Raw genomic sequence first — 16,527 nt, forward strand, 5'->3', positions numbered from 1 at the left:
TGATGTTCGTCATCGGGGGATGAGCGCCCGAAGACGGCGGATCCCTGACGGATCAACGAGCAGCACTCCGCTGCCCGTCGGCGAGCCGGTGGTCAGCGGGTCCGAGTCCGGGCGCGGGTCTTTGCGGTCTTCGCGGCGCTCTTCTCGGCGGCTTGGCGCTTGCGGAGCCGGCCGGCGACGAAGGTCAGGGCGAAGGGGAGGAGGCGGGCGAACATGTGATCTCCAAACGGGTTCCGCACGTGAAGGTGCGAATGGGATTTCTGGTCAGGGGTGCGGCCCCGGTCGACGGAGTCGACGCGGGGCCGAACTGTGTTGGGGGGTGCGGCGCCGGGAAGGGGCCTCGGGGAGGTGTTCCCGACGCCGCGTTGTCCGACTCCCGAATCAGGGAGGAGTTGGACAGCTACGGGGAATTACTGGACGCGGGACTCGCCCCTGTCGTCGTCGTCATCGTCATACGCGATGTACACGTCGTTGATCGAGACGTTGATCTCGGCGACCTCCATGCCGACGATGCTCTCGATGGCCTGCGCGACCGAGGAGCGAACGCCGTCTGCGACGTCTTGCAGGGGCGCCGGGTACTCGGCGACGATCGTGATGTCGGCGGCGACCTGGGTCTCGCCGACCTCGACGGACACACCCTGGGTGAGGTCCTTGTTGTTGACGACGCTGCGGATCGCGCCGATGGCGCGGGCGGCACCGCCCCCGAGGCCGTGAACTCCGGTGACCTCGCGGGCTGCGATTCCGGCGATCTTCGCAACGACGGTGTCGTCGATGGTGGTCTTGCCCTTGCCGGTGCTGCTGTCGGTGTGACGGGCCACAGCGTTGGGGGTGGTGGTGCTCATGATGTGTTCCTCCTGTCGGGCCCATCGTGTGGACCTTCGGTGTCGACTGCGTTCCAGTCACTCCTAGGACGAGACCCCGATTGGTTTCGTCACATCGATCACGAACTTTTTTCTGACGGTCGTGAGCGGGCGTCCTGACGGCCACGCCGCTCCCCCCCCCCACTGTCATGAGTCGGGACATGAGCGGCCGGGCAGGGACTCTCAGGTCGAAGAGGGGCCGGAAGGTCAACCCCTCGAGGGCTCCGCCGACGAGCTGCCCGATCAGGTCTGGGGCGATGTCTCGGACAGGGAACCGGCGATTTACAGCCAGCCCGAGAGTGACGCGACGTCTTGCTGCTCGACGCCCGCGCTCAGGTGTACGTCGATGACGGTGACGCTGATCTCGGTGACGGGCACACCGATGAAGCCGCTGACGGCGCGGGCGATGTTGTCTCTCACCCGGTGCAGGATGGACGGGATCGGCTTGCCGGCTTCGAGAGTCATCACCATGCCGAGGGCCGCCCCGGCCGGGCACAGAGTCACGGTCGTTCCGGCCATCGAGTCCTTCACGGACGGCGCCGACGGGAAGCCTCGAGGCACGATCCGAGACGCAGGACGGCCGACCGAGTGCACCCCTGCTGTTTCTTCCGCCGCGAGCACAGCGATCTGCGCGATCACATCGTCGAGGACAACGGTGCGGCCTCCCACGAGCAGTCTTGTCGGGTATCCGAATTCCGTGAAGTCAGCCACGTCTTGCTCCCCGTTCGTTTCGTTCGGGAGGCCCCCAACTGGCCTCCGGCACGAATGATGTGCAATAGTCACTCCTTGGACGAGCCGAGACCAAGCTTCGTCACACACCACCTGCAACGAGGTGCGAAATAAAGGAGCTCCCTGTGCGTGAGGCGCAGCAGAATCAGCTCCTTCTCGAGGCGCCTGACGGTCTTCTCGCCGAACGCGCCGCCGATGGAGACATCGATGCGTTCGAGGTTCTCGCCCGCCGGTACGGCCCCCTGATGCGCGTGTATGCGGCGAAGCTACTCGGCTCCGATGTGGAATCCGACGATGTCGTCCAGGAGGCGTTCCTCACCGCCTGGCGTCAGCTGGACCATCTGACGGAGCCGCAGGCGGTGAAGTCGTGGCTGATGCGCATGGTCACCAACCGGGCCATCGACCGGATGCGGGTCCGCAAAAACCACGACGACATCGACGACTACGAACCCCCGACCAGGTCCTCCGACGACCCGGAGCGGTTGGTGGAGGCGAAGATGCAGATGCAAGCACTGTCTCGAGCGCTGACGAACCTCCCCGAGAATCAACGTCAGGCCTGGGTTCTGAAAGAATTGGCGGGTTGCAGCTACGGCGAGATCGCCGACACGCTCGGTCTGCCCGCCTCAACGGTCCGCGGAATTCTGGTCAGGGCCAGAAAGACATTGATGCATGAGATGGAGGAATGGCGATGAGTGACAACCACAGCTCCGACGACTCCACCCCCACCCCCACCCCTGCCGAAGGAACCGATGCGGCGCAGGGGCCCGGCGACCACCTGATCGTCGACGGGGTGCTTGTCGAACAGATCGAAGAACCGGACGACCTCGACGGATTCACCCTCGACGATCTCGCCGACTACCTCGACTCCGGTCGGATCCCGGTCAACCCGGCAATCGAAAGCTCCCCAGGGTGCCAGATGGCCCTGAGCGCCTTGGACCGACTCCAGCACGTCACTTGGTCCATGCTCGAGGCGGAAGCGAAGGAGTCGCCCGAGCGAGACAACATCTGGATCGCCGGGCTCCTCGACAACATCCGCCAGGAGATCCGCTCCGGACGCGACATCCCGTTGACGAGCCCCGATCCGACGGTGCGAATGATGCTCAGCGAGGGCAGTGTCCGCGGTCTCGTCCGTGCTGCGTGCGACCAGGTCGATGGTGTCCTCATCGGCCGCTGCGTCCTCACAGGAGATGTCACCATTCCCGGCGAACCGATCGACGTCGACGTCACCGCCAGCGTCGGATGGGGTGAGAACCTCCACCAGCTTGCACGCGAGTTGCGGTCCCTGATCAGGACGGCGCTCGCTCGTCACACTGAGCTGAACGTCAAGGCCGTCAACGTCACGATCCAAGACATCCACACCCGAAGAACACGCAACAGCAAGGACCGCTCATGACGGACGACCGCGATCTCTCGCGCCAACTGACCGCCCTGATCCGCAACACTCCCGGTGTCGTGGAGGTGTACTCGACCGTGCCGCTGCTCCAGAAAGCCGTTCACGGCGTCGTGTCAGCCCTCACGAACAAGGACGACGCCCTGGTCAAAGTGGCCCACGACGGGCCCATCACCACCGTCGCCGTGCATGTCGCCGTTCACGAGGCGCTTCCCGGGCCCGACACCCTGCGCACCCTGACGTCCGCGATTCGCACCCACATGGTCGACCTGGGCCTTCAGCCGCTCATCGAGGTGAAAGTCGTCCGCTTCGGCGACGACCCTCCCCGTGGCGAGGACGACACCCCAGCGGAAGGTGAACCCGAAGGCCCGCTCGCGGAAGTCGGCTGACCGCCGGCGCGCGAGACGCACTTTCTCGACGGAACACCCCGGGCCTGACCCAACGACAGCGCATCGGGTGGGGTCGTCTCCTCAGGCGACGTCGCCGGCGACTCGGCTCGTCTTCGTCGTGCGGGCGAGGAGCCCGGTGTTGATCTGGATCATCACCGGAACGTCCTGGCCGAGGATGCTGTCCCAGGCGGTCACGATCTGGTCGATGTGACGGCGGACGTCGGCGGGAGACACCCCTCGGCGGGTGTTCGCCGTGATCTTGAGTGTCGGGGTCCCCTTGACGCGGTAGGCGGTGACGTTGGAGGAGGCAAGGTTGTCGTAGTCCTTCAGCGCGGCGCCGATGGCCTGCTCGGCCACCTGAGCATCGACGAAGACAGCTCCACCGGTGGGGGTGTCGCGGTGCTTGGTTTCTCCACCGACACGGACTAGGCGGTTCGTGTGCCCGTGGCCCTGTCGGAGGATGAACATCAGAAGCAGAATGATCACGACGACGGCCAGAGCCACGGCGATGATCAGCAGCCAGGAGTGCCCGGTGCTGCCGAGGGCGGTGTTCTTGATGGCGTCGGCAGCGTTCTGCTGCACGGTCTTCTGGCCGGTCTTCCAGCCCGTGAAGTAGCCCGGAATCGCTGCGGCCGCGGCGACTGATGCGCCGACGACCAGAAGGATCAGGCCGAGAACACAGAGCAGGGCGCGGTTCAGGCCGCGGTTCGTGCTGTTCATTTGCCGACCACTCCTTTCTTGTCGATGTCGATCCGGGTGCGAAGGCCCGGGGACAGTTGGTAGTCGGACAGCTCGTCATCGACGGCATCCTGGACGGCGGCCCTGTCGACGGGGCGGCCGGAGGTGGGACGGACCCGCACCTGGGCGGTGTGCTTGCCGATGGTGACGACCACCTGGTCGGGGTCGAGGTCCGACGCGTAGCTGACGGCTCGTGCGAGGGACGAGGCGATTGCCCGGTCCTCGACGACGGCCGCGGTGCGGTCGGTTGGGGCCGCGTGGCGGGACTTCCGGCCGGCCTTCAGAGACACCACGATGATGATGATGCCGATGATCGCCAGGACGATGCCGCCGATGATCAGCAGCACCACGGGAACGGCTGTCGCGAGGGTCAGCGCGCTGTTCAGCATCGCTGCCGGGGTGACGAGCAGGGCCGGCTGAGTCAGGAGCGCGAGAACGCTCTCCGTGCCGATCCATGCGGCGACGAGGATCAGGATGACCGCGATGGTGATTGCGATTCCCGACCGTGACGAGTGGGTCTCGCGGCGGATGATCCGCCGGTAGATGCTGGGGGTGGAAGTGCTCATCGAACTCTTCCTTCTTCCTTGATGTAGGCGCTGGTCAGACGAAGGTTCACTTCGCTGATGCTGGACCCGGTAATGGTCTTCACCCGATTCTGGATCGATTTCTGTGCAGAAGCCGCACGGGCGAGGATCGTGGGGAGGGGATCCTGATGCCCGTGCTGGCCGGGGACGAGCGAAGGCACGCCGACCGCTGCTGTTGCGGTGACGGTGAGATCGCCGTCGTGGTCGCCGAGGTCGACGCCGATCTGGTGGGCTTTGACGCCCAGCGCTTCGGCGGCGACGGCGGAGACGACCCGGCGGAGCGCTTTGCTCGTGATCCTGTTGCGGCCGTGCACGGCACCCGGTGCGGCGGGGCTGATCGATGGTGCGGCCGGTGCCGTCAAGGTCACTTGGAGGAGCGCTTCCCCTGGATGACGTCGACGATGGCGCGCAGGTCGAGACGGCCCGTGATGACGCGGGCGACGAGGGATCCGACGATCATGGCGACGGCGACGAGGACGAAAGCCCAGAAGCCGAGAACGATCCAGGTGAGCGCGAGGACTGTGCCGATCGCCATGGCGACGGTGCTCAGCGGAGAGATGCTGCGCCCGGTGTCGACGGAGGTCCTGTCGGTGGTGTCGGTCATGATGGGTCAGTTTCCTTTGATCTGGTCGGTGGCGTCGGCGACGCTGTCCTTGGCGTCGTCGACCTTGTCGGAGACGACGGCCTTGGTCTCGTCGAGCTTCTGGGTGGCGGTGTCCATGACGTCGTTGACGCTGGACGCCACGGCGGCCTTGGCGCTGCCGACCGTGTCGGTGACGGCAGTGGTCGCTGTGGGCGCTTCGTCATCGTCGTCGGGGATGTGCACGTCGGTGATCGTGACGTTGACCTCGACCACGTCCATGCCAGCGAGGTCGGTGATCGCTTCGATGACGGCCTTGCGGGCCTCGGCGGCGACTTCGTGGATCTTCGCCGGATACAGGACCACGAGGCTCAGGTCGGCGGTGACGTCGTTCTCGCCGACCTGGACGCTGACGCCCTGGGTGAGGTCTGTGTTGTTGGTGGCGTCACGAAGGACACCGAAGGCGCGGGCGACACCGCCGCCGAGAGCGTAGACACCGGGGACGCCACGAGCTGCGATGCCGGCGATCTTCGCGACGACGTTCTCCTGGATGACGGTCTTGCCGTCATCGAGGTCCACGGGTGCGGCTGAGACGGGCGTAGTCGAGACCGCCACGACTGGTGTGGCGGCGGCGCCCCGGTGCTCGGTGTGAGGGACGGTGTTGGGCGTGATGTCTGCCATGGTGTGCTCTTTCGTGTAAGAGGCCGAACGCTGTGTTCACCCTTCACACCTAGGACGAGACGTCCTACCGTTTCGTCACATTCCTCGGCGATATTTTCTGCCCACGCCAGCGGTGCGTGACAAGGCCGGAGTCGCCGGTTCAGGGACCTTCGCCTCTACTGGTCTCGCGCCTGCCATCGGAGACTCGGTATCACTGCGGAACCGATCCACTCCGCGCGTTCTCGGTAGACCGTGAGCGTCGATTCCTCACCCGTCTCGGCGTCACCGTCGCCGCTCCCGGTCACCAATCAAGGGGTAATCATCATGCACTCACCAAGCCTTCGCACGAGAAAGCTCGCCATCTTCACCGTCGGCCCGGCCGCCATCCTGGTGGCCGGCCTGCTGGTCTGGCACGGATCCGTCGAAGCGTTCAGCGCCCAAACCTCCAACGTGGGCAACAACTGGTCCACAGGCTCGGTCACCCTTTCTGATGACGACGCGGGCGCCGCCGCGTTCACAGTGCTCAATGTGACCCCGGGTCAGACGGGGTCGAGGTGCATCAAAGTGACCTCCACCTCCACCGTTCCCGGCATCGTCAAGACCTACATCGCCCGCCTCGGCGCGCAGGGCCTGGAGAACAACATCACGATCGCCACCCAGGAAGGCAGCGGTGGCTCGTTCGCGAGCTGCAGCGGCTTCGTCGCCACCAGCAGCCTGCCCGCGATGCCGTTGGCGACGGCCGCGGCGACGATCACGAACTACTCCACCGGGGTCCTGCCGTGGGCGACGACCGGGGTGTCGGGTGAGTCCAAGACGTACGAAGTCACGTGGACCTTCGACACCACCGGCCTCTCCCAGACCGCCATCGACGCCCTCCAGGGGAAATCGGTGAGCGCTGACGTGGTCTGGGAGTTGCAGAGCAACTGATCGGCGCCCACCCCCGCCCGACTGGAGCACGATCATGACGAACCCGTCGAAGACGCTGCCACGCCACGTACCGTGGACAGCTACCTGGCGGTGGCTCGTCGTCGCCACAGCTGCGCGCGGCTATCTCATTTTCGTGCTTGCCCTAGCCGCGTGCGCACTGGCGCCCATGGCGACGGGGCTGACCGGATCAATCGTGTCCAGCGGCTCGATGATGCCGCACATTCATGTCGGTGACGTTGTGCTGAGTCGGCCCTTCTCGGCCGCCGCGGCACCGCCTCTCGGTCGAGTGATCACGTTCGACGCCCCTCCCGGCTCCGCACTTCACGGGGTCGTCCTGCACCGGCTCGTCGGCGCCAACCGCGACGGGACGCTGATCACCAAAGGCGACGCCAATGCCGCACCAGACAGCACCCCGCTGGCTCGAGACGGCATCATCGGACAGGCCGGCATCCTCATTCCGTGGGTCGGCCTCCCGTTCCTCTGGCTCAGCACCGGTGCGTTCGTGCAATTCGGGATCTGGCTCGCCGGCTCGATTCTCGCCGTCCTCATCGAAATCGCATCATCCGCTTCCGACCATCGCGACAAGCGCTCCGGTCGCGGGACTCGTGCAGTCTCAGCGCCTCAGTCTCACGAGGCCCGAAGGAGAATTCCTGTCGGCCTCCTCGGCCGTTCGCTTCTCCGATACAAGGTGGGACTCGTCGTCGCGCTGCTGGTGAGCGTCGGTGTCGTGGCATCCGCATCGTTTGGCCAGGTCGACGCCAGCTTCACCGCGCAGACGTCCTCGATCGGGAGTTCGTGGTCGGCCAAAGCCGCCACCGCGGCCGTCAGCCTCGCTTTCACCACGAACCCGTCCAGCTCGACCGGCGGGATCGCTTTGGCCACACAACCGGTGGTGTCGTTCGAAGACGCCGCGGGGCATGTCACGACCAACGGCGGCGCTGTCACTCTCAGCCTGACAGCCCCCGGCGGAGCGACGCTCGCGTGCGCAGCAAACCCGGTCACGTCCACGTCCGGGGTGAACTCTTTCTCCGGCTGCACCGTCGACAAGGCCGGGACGTACACGCTCACCGCGGCATCAGGTGCCCTCACCCACGGGGTGAGCAGTTCGTTCGTCATCTCCAGAGGAACAGCCAAGAACCTTCAATTCGTCACATCGCCGACGGCGACGAGAGCCAGCACCACCTTCGTGGGTACCCCGGCTGTTGCCATCGTGGATGCGGGAGGCAACATCGTCTCCAGTACGTCGACGGTGACCCTGACCTTGACAACCGTCCAGGGTGCGACTCTCATTTGCGCATCGAACCCTCAAAACGCGGTAGCCGGGCAAGCGAGTTTCGCCGGATGCCGCATCAACATTCCGGGTACCTTCTCCCTCACCGTGAAATCCCCGGGCCTGGGAACGGCAGTCAGCAGCAGCTTCGTCATCGGAGGGCCCGCCGTCGCGCCCCTGACCTGCCTGTCCGCGGTGTTCGTCGCGACGTTCAGCTGGACGCCCACACCGTTTACCGCCACGCAGTACACGCTTTACGTCAACGGGATACAGGTGCCGGCAACCGGCGCCGACGGGTTCAACTCCACCGTTCAACTCAGTGCCCTGAACGTGCCGGCGTCACAGTTTCCTGCGGGAACCGCGACACTCGAAGTGCGCAAAGTGCTCGCGAACGGCACCGAAGTCGTCATCGGAGACGGGACCGTGATCCTCGGAGCGTCCGGATTCCGCACCTACCTGTGCGGATGACCGCCCCGCTCTTTCCGCACTCCCGGTGCAGCGCGCTGCGGTGGAGCCTTCGAGGCAAGAGTGCGGCCCCTGGCAACAGTCGGGGGACTGAGTTGCCAGGGGCCGCGATCAGTCTTCAAGGGCGGATCTGATCAGGTTGCTCGTTTTCGGTGGCGTCCTCGAGGGGTTATTCGTGGCGGCGTTTGCGGCGGCGTGCCACCATCGTGAGCGCCGTTCCGAGGCCGAGCAGGAGGGCCGCGATGCCGCCGGCGGCACCGGGGTTGCTGCCCGTGAATGCCAGAACCCCTCCAGCGACGTTGGCGCTCGTCGAACCGGTGCCACCCGTCCCCGTCCCGCCGCCCGGGGCAACCGGAATCGCGATCCCGGCGGGGGTGCTCGTCGAGTCGCCGGCACCGTCGTCACCAGTGATGGTGATCGGTCCGGCCGGGGTGCCCTTGGGAATGGTGATGGTCTCGGTGAAGCTTCCATCCCCGTCGGTCTTGATGATGGTGGGCTTGCCGATCGGATCTCCCGAGTCGTCGATCACGACGATCGTGATATCGGTGTCCGGCGGGAACCCGTCACCATGGATGGTGCCCGTGCCTCCGGGGGCGATCGGGTCAGGGTCAACCGTGATGGTCGGCTTTTCGACAGCAGCCACTGCGGACGTCGTGTCGCCGGCGGGGTCCGTGCCGGTGATCGTCAGATCCCCGGCAGGAGTGCCTTTGGGCACGTCGAGGGTATCGGTGAACTTGCCGTCGGCGTCCGTGTGGATCACGTGCGGGTCGCCGATCGCCTTGCCGTCCGCATCCCGGTAGACCACCGTGATGTCCGTATTCGGCGGCCACCCGTCACTACTGATCGGAAGTTTCCCGCCCGGCGGCACATCCTTCGAGGCCGGCGTGATCGACGGGGTCGGCGTGACCGTCGTGGCGTCCGACGCGGTCGCACCAGCAGTGTCCGTTCCGGTCGCGGTCAGGGCACCGGGCACGGTGCCGGCGGGCACCTTCAGGGTGTCGGTGAATTTTCCGTCAGCATCCGTATGGACGACGTGTGACGTGCCGATCGGCTTGCCGGCTGCGTCTTTGTAGACCACGGTGACGTCCGTGTTCGGCGGCCACCCGGCGCTGTCGACCGTCGCGGTTCCGCCGGGTTTGACGCTGTCCGGCCCGATGGTCAGGGTCGGGGCATCGGGGGCTGCGACGGGCGCCGTCCCGGTGGCGGAGTCGCCGGCCGGATCTGTGGCGGTGATCCCCGCATCACCGGCGGGGGTTCCCTTCGGCACGACCAGCGTGTCGGTGAAGTCACCGTTGCTGTCGGTGTGGATCACGTGCGGGTCTCCGATCGGGTCACCATTGACATCTTTGTAGATGACCGTGATGTCGGTGTCCGGGGGGAACCCCGTGCCGTCCGTCGTCAGCGTCCCGCCCGGGGCGACCGGAGTCGGCCCCGACGTGATCGCCGGCGTCGGCGACACCGTCACCGAATCCGATGCGGTTGCGCCGGCGTCGTCGGTGCCGGTCGCGGTCAGCGCACCTGGCACCGTGCCGTCGGGCACCGTGAGCGTGTCGGTGAACTTCCCGTCGCCGTCCGTGCGGACGGTCTTCGGATCCCCGATCGGCGCACCGTTGGCGTCTTTGTAGACGACGGTGACGTCCGAGTTCGGCGGCCAGCCGCCACTGTTCACCGTGACCGTGTCACCTGGCTTCACCGAGGCGGGTCCGGCGGCGAGCGTCGGAACGTCCGGTGCGGCAACGGTGGCGGTGGTCGTCGCAGTATCACCCGCAGCGTCCATTCCCGTGATCGTCAGGTCACCCGCTGGTGTGCCCTGTGGCACAGCGAGCGTATCGGTGAAAGCGCCGTCGGCGTCCGTGTGCACCGTGTGCGGGTCACCGACAGGGTTGCCGGCGGCGTCTTTGTAGACGACGGTCACGTCGGTGTCTGCAGGCCAACCCGTGCTGGTGGCTGTCAGAGTGCCACCCGGCTTCACCGGGGTCGGTGTCGCCGTGATCGCGGGATCCGGAACAACGGTCACCGAGTCGGTCGCCGTCGCACCGGCCGAGTTCGTGCCGGTGGCCGACAACGCACCTGGCACCGTCCCGGCCGGAACCGTCAGTGTGTCGGTGAACTTTCCGTCGGCGTCTGTGTGGACCGTCTTCGGATCCCCGATCGGCGCACCGTTGGCGTCTTTGTAGACCACGGTGACATCCGAATTCGGCGGCCACCCGGCACTGTCGATGGTGACGGTGCCTCCCGGCTTCACATCTGCCGGGCCTGCGGTCAGCGTCGGCGAAGCCGGAATCACGACGGTGGCCGTCGCGGTCGCGGTGTCACCCGCGGCATCGGTGCCCGTGATCGTCAGATCCCCGGCGGGTGTCCCCGCGGGGACCACCAGCGTGTCGGTGAAACCACCGTTCGCGTCCGTGTGGACTGTCTTCGGATCCCCGATCGGATTGCCGTCTGCATCTTTGTAGACGATCGTCACGTCGGTGTTCGGTGGCCAGCCCGTGCTCGTCGAGGTCAGCGTGCCGCCGGGCGCCACCGGTGTCGGGGTCGTCGTGATCGCCGGATCCGGAACGACCGTCACCGAGTCGGAGGCGGTCGAGTTCGCGTTCGAGCCCGTCGCCGTCAGGGTGCCCAACGGTGTTCCGTTCGGCACGGTCAGCGTGTCGGTGAACGATCCATCGGCGTCGGTGTGAACCGTCTTGGGGTCGCCGATCGCCTTGCCGTTGGCGTCGGTGTAGGTGAGGGTGACGTCGGAGTTCGGCGGCCACCCGTCGCTCGTCGTCGTGACCGTGGCTCCGGGCTTGACCTTCGCAGGTCCGGTCGTGAGAGTCGGATCCGTGACCGCCGCAACCGTCCCCGTCGTCGAGGCGGTGTCGCCTGCTGCGTCGGTCCCGGTGATGGTGAGGTCGCCGGCGGGGGTTCCCTTCGGCACGACCAACGTGTCGGTGAACGTGCCGTTGGCATCGGTGTGGACCGTCTTCGGGGCACCGATCGGGTTACCGTTGGCGTCTTTGTAGACCACGGTCACGTCGGTGTCGGCTGGCCAGCCCTGGCTGTTCGTCGTCAGGGTTTCGCCAGGAGCCACCGGATCCGGGCCTGTGGTCACGCTCGGAGTCGGGCACGATGCCGCATCCTGTGTCGAGGCCGCGCCATAGATGGAGTATCCAGTCGAGGCCAGAGTGGTCAGCGGGAGTGCGTCGGTCGACGGCGCCGATGGGATGGTGTCGAGCTGGTAGATCGGACCCGCTCCTGCACCGCCGGCGAGGTAGAGCTTTCCGCCGGAGATCGTGCCGCCGTAGACCGCCGGAGTGGTGCCGATGACGGTCGAGCTGTTGTCGGGGTGAATCCGCACCAGCTCGTAGGTGGTCGGAGCCAAGACGGCAGCGAGGAGGTCGCCGTCGCTGAGCTGGAAGAAGTCGCCGCCCGAGGTCGTGCCGCTCGGCAGCGACAGCGAGAAGACGGTGCTGACACCCGTGGTGGGGTTCAGTTCGTAGAGGACGGCGCTGCCGGCCACGCCGACGAGGAGGTCGCCGTTGGGCATCCCGGACAGGGCGTTCCGGCCGCCCTTCGTGGCCAAGGGCCCGGTGATCGGAATCGTCGCTTCGGTGGCGCCGGTGGCCGCATTGAGCTCCTGCAGGGTTCCTGCGCTGTTGAAGGGGACTCCATAGAGGTTGCCGCCGGCGTATCCGATGTCACCCAGGACGTCGGTCGTCGTGCCCGAGCTGACGAGTGTGCCCGAGGCCGTGTACTGCTGAAGCTGTTGCCCGGCGCCGTTGACGACGATCGGGGCGTTTGTCCCGCACACCGGCGGCGGCGTGACCGCGGCCGCAACCCGGACGGTGGACGACGCCAGGTCGACCGTCGCGACGGAGGCGGGAACATTGGGCAGAACGGTGATGGCGAGGGCGCGCACCGTAGCCGAGGTGGAGCCGAGATCGCCTTCGCTCTGCGCGTTGATGACGATCTGGACGATATTGCCCAGTACGCCGGTCAAAGCGGGGTTGAGGCTGTTCACGACGGGCGTGACGAGGTTGGTGATGGCGGTGGAGAAACCGCTTGCGGTGCTGGTCAGAAGCGCGCTGGTGACGGGCTTCAGCGGAGCGGTCACCGCGTTCTGGATGGGCGTGGCCAGGGCCGTCGCGAACGTGGCGAGGGGGATGCCCTGGACGTTGCCGGTCACCGCGACGGCGGGCGCTGTGCTCCCCGTGGCTCCTGCGAATCCGGCGAGCGTGCCGGTCACCGTCACGATCGGGTGCGAGGTCGTGACGGCCGGTGCGACTCCCACTGTGAGAGTGCCGGGCAGCGTCACCGTCAGAGTGGCCGCGTTCACGGCTGCGGAGAGAGCCGTAGTGGCGCTGGCGCTCACACCGCCGAGAGCGTTGCCGACTGCGGCGACCACCTTGTTGATCGTCGCGGCCGTGAGGACCTGCGTGTTCGGATCCAGGCCGTTCAGGTCGGCGCCCGCCGGGCCCTTCATCAACTTGGCGATGTCGATCGAGATCGTTCCCGTGCTCAGATCGACGGTCGCGATGCCGTCCGTGCTGGTCAGAGGCTTAGCGAGGATGCTGGAGGCGACACCGCTGAGGTCGAGGTTCAGCGCCGCGGTTCCGGGGCCGGCCGTGAACTGCCCGACGCCCACGTTGGCGGAGATGTTGCTCGCGGCGACGACCTTGCCGATCGACCCGGTGGGTGTGACCGCCGCGTTCAGCGAGGTCTGCACTCCGGTGATCGTGGATGTCAGGTGTGCGCCGAGTGTGGCCACGGCCGGGCTGTGGATGACGATGTCGCCGTCGCCCACGGAGTACGTGCGGACTGCGGCTCCCGCGGCCGTCTGTTCTGCGCGGGATGCGATGGCACCGAGTTCGAGGGAGACCTGGTCGACGACGCCGTTGGTGATGTTGCCGAGCCCGAGCTGCCCGAGCAGCGGGGTCAGGTTCGCTTTGGTGGCGCCGATGTTGCTCGGGTCACCGGTCGCGCCCGTGTCGAGGCCGCCGTTGCCGTCGATGGCGCCGCTGGCCGACACGGCGTGGGTGGCCGTGTCGCTGCTCGAATACGATTTGAGGAGCCCGGCACCGGCTCCTGTGCCCAGGTCGAGGAGCCCCCCGTTCGTCCCGTTGTCGATCAGCGGGATCGAGGTGCCAGTGAGGTTCACGTTCGCGAGGCCGTCGAGCGCCTGCACGTCGATCGACGCATTGCTCGGCCCGGGCGCGCTGGGGTTGCCGCTCACCGCTTCGCCTTCCTCGGCGAGCTGCGTGTCCAGCAGAGTCGAACCGAGGACGCGTGCCTGGCCTTCGGATTGGTCGGTCGGTGTGGCCGAGGCCGACATCACGGGCATCAGCCCGAGGCCGAGGCCGAGCGCGAAGACTGCTGTCGCTGCGATGCCTCCCCGAAGAATTCCAGAGTGGGCGATCGGCGCGCGCATATTTCTCCCCGAGAGAGCTTGGTAAGGGCTCATGGACGTAGTGACAGGACTAAATCTCTTCGACCATACACAGATTTCGAGTCGAGCATAAGAGTCTGTCTACCCACGGATGGGGTTATGCAGGCTCGGGGTAAACGGTGACATGCCTTGCAACGACACCGCTGGATCTGCGGCATGACTCGCCCGAAGGGCCGGGCGTGCAGGAGCTCTTCTCTCCTTCTCGTGACGCGCTGTCCCGACTGCGATCGACCGGGGCCTGGAGCGACGACCCAGACCCGATTTCGGGTCTCGGGGCTTCGAGAGGTCGGGGCCCTACACTCGGTCACCACGGCTTCGGGAGACCACGAAGCCGAGAGGGCGTACTGATGAACGCACCAACCAGCCTGCATTTCCCGGACGAACCCAAATCCGAATTGGACCTTGCCCTGGCGGCATTGATCCCGGCAGCGGCCAGGGTGGCCGCCACTCAAGGGCGCCTTCGTAGCCTGCTCCGCGCGAACAAGGCCATCGTCGAGCACCTGGATCTCCACACCATGCTCCGCGCCATCATCGAGGCAGCCATCGACCTCGTCGGGGCACGATACGGGGCCCTCGGGGTCGTCTCACCCGAAGGCGGCCTGGAGGAGTTCATCCAGGTCGGCATCGACGACGAGACCGTGGCCCTGATCGGGCATCTCCCTGAAGGACACGGCCTCCTCGGAGCCGTCCTGAAGCAAGCCCATCCGATTCGGCTCGAAAACCTGCAAGACGACCCCCGGTCCAGCGGATACCCGGCGGCGCACCCGGCCATGCACGGATTCCTCGCCGTCCCGATCCGGGTCCGTGATCAGCTGTTCGGCAGCCTGTACTTCGCCGAGAAAATCGAAGGCGAATTTTCTCGCGAGGACGAAGAACTTCTCACATCCCTCGCATCGACCGCCGGGATCGCGATCGAGAACGCACGTCTGTACGAAGAGACGCAGCGCCGGCAGCGCTGGTCGACCCTGTCGACCGCCATCGCCACAGCGTTGCTTTCGACCGATACAGATGAGCCCCTGCGCCTCCTGGCCGATGGTGTGGCGGAGCTGGCCGACGCAGACCTCGTCTGTGTGGTGCTGCCTCTCGGATCGGGGTCGCTGATCATCGACACCGCCCGCGGGAGCCTCGCCGGAGACATGCAGGGGCTCGTCCTCGCCGCGTCCGGCACCCTCTCCAGCCACGTCCTGGAGAGTCAGGAAGCACGGCTTGTCTCCTCCATGCGCACCTGCCCTGAGCTCAGCAATCAGCTGGCTTCCCTCGGCCCGTCGATGCTCATCCCGCTGCTCAACAACGAGGGCGCCATCGGTGTCCTCGTCGTCGCTCGTCACGTCGGACGCCGACGGCTGACGAATGAGGATGTCGTCATGGCCACCGACTTCGCTCGGCAAGGCACCCTCGCCATCGACGTCGCGCATGCTCGCGCTGACAGGCACCGCCTGGAACGGCTGGAAGACCGAAGCCGCATCGCCCGCGACCTTCACGATCACGTCATCCAACGGCTCTTCGCTTCCGGGTTGGAGCTCCAGGCTGCCGCCCGCGAGACGACCGACGACGCGGCACAAGCCCTCATCGAGCATCAGATCGACACCCTCGATACCGCGATCGCCGAAATCCGCACGGCGATCTACGCCCTGACACCGCCGCGCCACGGTGCGCGTGCGTCGCTCCGCCACCGGGTCATCGACCTGCTGGCCGAGACACAGAGCATGTTCACCAGAACACCCCGCCTGACATTCCTCGGGACAGTGGATCTCCTGGTCGTCGACGAGCTGGCCGACGACGTCCTGGCCGTCGTGCGCGAGGCCTTGAGCAATGTGGCCCGCCACGCTGCGGCGACTCTCGTCACCGTCAGCATCTCCGTCCACGACGGTGCAATCGACGTGGAAGTAAGCGACGACGGGGTGGGCATCACCCCCACCGGGCGCTCCAGCGGGTTGTCGAACATGACCGCAAGGGCCGAACGCTGGCAAGGGACCATGGACGCCACTGTCCGTCCCGAGGGCGGAACCCTCCTCCGCTGGACCGGGAACCTGACAGAATCGCAACAACCCGAGGTGACAGCATGACCCGCGTGTTCCTGGTCGACGATCATGAGATCGTCCGACGCGGAGTAGCCGACCTGATCGACTCGCAGACCGACCTCGAAGTCGTCGGCGAAGCGAGCACCGTCGCCCAGGGCCTTGCTCGTATCGGCGCGACCCAACCCGATGTCGCCGTCCTCGACGTGCACCTACCCGATGGCAGCGGCATCGACCTCTGCCGGGACATCCGTTCGGCGCACCCCACGATCAACTGCCTGATGCTCACGGCTTTCAACGACGACGACGCCACCCTCGCCGCGGTCCTCGCCGGCGCTGCCGGCTTCGTGATCAAGGACATCCGCGGGCAGAATCTTCTGGAATCGATCCGCCAGGTCGCCTCCGGTCGACAGCTCGTCAGCCCAGCGGCGTCACGAAAACTGGTGGAGACGATCACCGTGGCACGCTCTGGCCCAGCGTCGTCTTGAC

At 66.5% G+C, this 16,527-nt stretch carries 16 protein-coding genes and 1 pseudogene; 8 read left to right on the forward strand and 9 right to left on the reverse strand.

What is annotated here, in order from left to right:
- Positions 1 to 92 precede the first annotated feature (92 nt).
- The 3 genes from AX769_RS25695 to AX769_RS08270 all read right to left on the reverse strand — a co-directional run bounded on the left by AX769_RS25695 (position 93) and on the right by AX769_RS08270 (position 1,571).
- The gene (locus AX769_RS25695) at positions 93 to 215 is read right to left on the reverse strand and encodes a hypothetical protein (RefSeq protein ID WP_255359430.1); all 123 of its coding nucleotides are present in this window, start codon (positions 213 to 215) and stop codon (positions 93 to 95) included.
- A 195-nt stretch (positions 216 to 410) separates the two neighbouring features.
- Positions 411 to 842 carry an Asp23/Gls24 family envelope stress response protein gene (locus AX769_RS08265; protein WP_066278066.1) on the reverse strand — a complete coding sequence of 144 codons (432 nt, stop codon included), beginning with the start codon at positions 840 to 842 and terminating at the stop codon, positions 411 to 413.
- A 300-nt stretch (positions 843 to 1,142) separates the two neighbouring features.
- Positions 1,143 to 1,571 (reverse strand): Asp23/Gls24 family envelope stress response protein, encoded by a 429-nt coding sequence (locus AX769_RS08270; protein WP_066278067.1) that lies wholly within the window; start codon positions 1,569 to 1,571, stop codon positions 1,143 to 1,145.
- 143 nt (positions 1,572 to 1,714) lie between these two features.
- On the opposite strand from AX769_RS08270, the gene AX769_RS08275 reads away from it, so the two are divergent.
- From AX769_RS08275 to AX769_RS08285, 3 genes are read left to right on the forward strand one after another with little or no spacing between them, the layout of a single operon-like run.
- A complete protein-coding gene (locus tag AX769_RS08275; protein WP_066278070.1) occupies positions 1,715 to 2,281 on the forward strand; it encodes an RNA polymerase sigma factor in 567 nt (188 codons plus the stop codon).
- Positions 2,278 to 2,982 (forward strand): Asp23/Gls24 family envelope stress response protein, encoded by a 705-nt coding sequence (locus tag AX769_RS08280; RefSeq protein ID WP_157887522.1) that lies wholly within the window; start codon positions 2,278 to 2,280, stop codon positions 2,980 to 2,982. The genes AX769_RS08275 and AX769_RS08280 overlap by 4 nt, the downstream gene beginning before the upstream one ends.
- Positions 2,979 to 3,368 (forward strand): hypothetical protein, encoded by a 390-nt coding sequence (locus tag AX769_RS08285; RefSeq protein ID WP_066278075.1) that lies wholly within the window; start codon positions 2,979 to 2,981, stop codon positions 3,366 to 3,368. The genes AX769_RS08280 and AX769_RS08285 overlap by 4 nt, the downstream gene beginning before the upstream one ends.
- A gap of 81 nt (positions 3,369 to 3,449) precedes the next feature.
- On the opposite strand, the gene AX769_RS08290 is transcribed toward AX769_RS08285, so the two are convergent.
- From AX769_RS08290 to AX769_RS22995, 5 genes are read right to left on the reverse strand one after another with little or no spacing between them, the layout of a single operon-like run.
- Positions 3,450 to 4,088, reverse strand: coding sequence for a hypothetical protein (locus AX769_RS08290; protein ID WP_066278081.1), 639 nt, complete (start codon positions 4,086 to 4,088; stop codon positions 3,450 to 3,452).
- Complete coding sequence (locus AX769_RS08295) at positions 4,085 to 4,672, reverse strand: hypothetical protein (RefSeq protein ID WP_066278082.1); 588 nt, start codon at positions 4,670 to 4,672, stop codon at positions 4,085 to 4,087. Before AX769_RS08295 ends, AX769_RS08290 begins: the two co-directional genes overlap by 4 nt.
- The gene (locus AX769_RS08300) at positions 4,669 to 5,058 is read right to left on the reverse strand and encodes a hypothetical protein (protein ID WP_066278085.1); all 390 of its coding nucleotides are present in this window, start codon (positions 5,056 to 5,058) and stop codon (positions 4,669 to 4,671) included. The genes AX769_RS08295 and AX769_RS08300 overlap by 4 nt, the downstream gene beginning before the upstream one ends.
- Positions 5,055 to 5,294: a hypothetical protein gene (locus AX769_RS08305; protein WP_066278086.1), complete on the reverse strand. Its 240-nt coding sequence runs from the start codon at positions 5,292 to 5,294 to the stop codon at positions 5,055 to 5,057. Before AX769_RS08305 ends, AX769_RS08300 begins: the two co-directional genes overlap by 4 nt.
- A 6-nt stretch (positions 5,295 to 5,300) precedes the next feature.
- Positions 5,301 to 5,951 carry an Asp23/Gls24 family envelope stress response protein gene (locus tag AX769_RS22995; RefSeq protein ID WP_082763599.1) on the reverse strand — a complete coding sequence of 217 codons (651 nt, stop codon included), beginning with the start codon at positions 5,949 to 5,951 and terminating at the stop codon, positions 5,301 to 5,303.
- A 303-nt stretch (positions 5,952 to 6,254) separates the two neighbouring features.
- On the opposite strand from AX769_RS22995, the gene AX769_RS08315 reads away from it, so the two are divergent.
- The 3 genes and pseudogenes from AX769_RS08315 (at position 6,255) to AX769_RS25125 (ending at position 8,595) form a co-directional block, all read left to right on the forward strand.
- Positions 6,255 to 6,857, forward strand: a complete 603-nt coding sequence (locus tag AX769_RS08315) for a hypothetical protein (protein WP_066278088.1) — start codon at positions 6,255 to 6,257, stop codon at positions 6,855 to 6,857.
- Between the two features lie 166 nt (positions 6,858 to 7,023).
- Positions 7,024 to 7,278: pseudogene (locus AX769_RS25945) on the forward strand (signal peptidase I); the annotation flags it as partial.
- Between the two features lie 267 nt (positions 7,279 to 7,545).
- Positions 7,546 to 8,595 (forward strand): hypothetical protein, encoded by a 1,050-nt coding sequence (locus AX769_RS25125; RefSeq protein WP_239451979.1) that lies wholly within the window; start codon positions 7,546 to 7,548, stop codon positions 8,593 to 8,595.
- Positions 8,596 to 8,761: 166 nt separating this feature from the next.
- Here the strand turns inward: AX769_RS25125 and AX769_RS08325 are convergent, their stop codons facing one another.
- Positions 8,762 to 14,002, reverse strand: a complete 5,241-nt coding sequence (locus AX769_RS08325; RefSeq protein ID WP_066278093.1) for a choice-of-anchor G family protein — start codon at positions 14,000 to 14,002, stop codon at positions 8,762 to 8,764.
- 455 nt (positions 14,003 to 14,457) lie between these two features.
- Between AX769_RS08325 and AX769_RS08330 the strand changes: the two genes are divergently transcribed.
- Positions 14,458 to 16,086, forward strand: coding sequence for a GAF domain-containing protein (locus tag AX769_RS08330; protein WP_066278095.1), 1,629 nt, complete (start codon positions 14,458 to 14,460; stop codon positions 16,084 to 16,086).
- Positions 16,083 to 16,526: a response regulator transcription factor gene (locus AX769_RS08335; protein ID WP_369824074.1), complete on the forward strand. Its 444-nt coding sequence runs from the start codon at positions 16,083 to 16,085 to the stop codon at positions 16,524 to 16,526. Before AX769_RS08330 ends, AX769_RS08335 begins: the two co-directional genes overlap by 4 nt.
- Position 16,527: the final 1 nt, after the last annotated feature.

Source organism: Frondihabitans sp. PAMC 28766 (assembly GCF_001577365.1).
In the GTDB taxonomy this organism is placed as follows: Bacteria; Actinomycetota; Actinomycetes; order Actinomycetales; family Microbacteriaceae; genus Frondihabitans.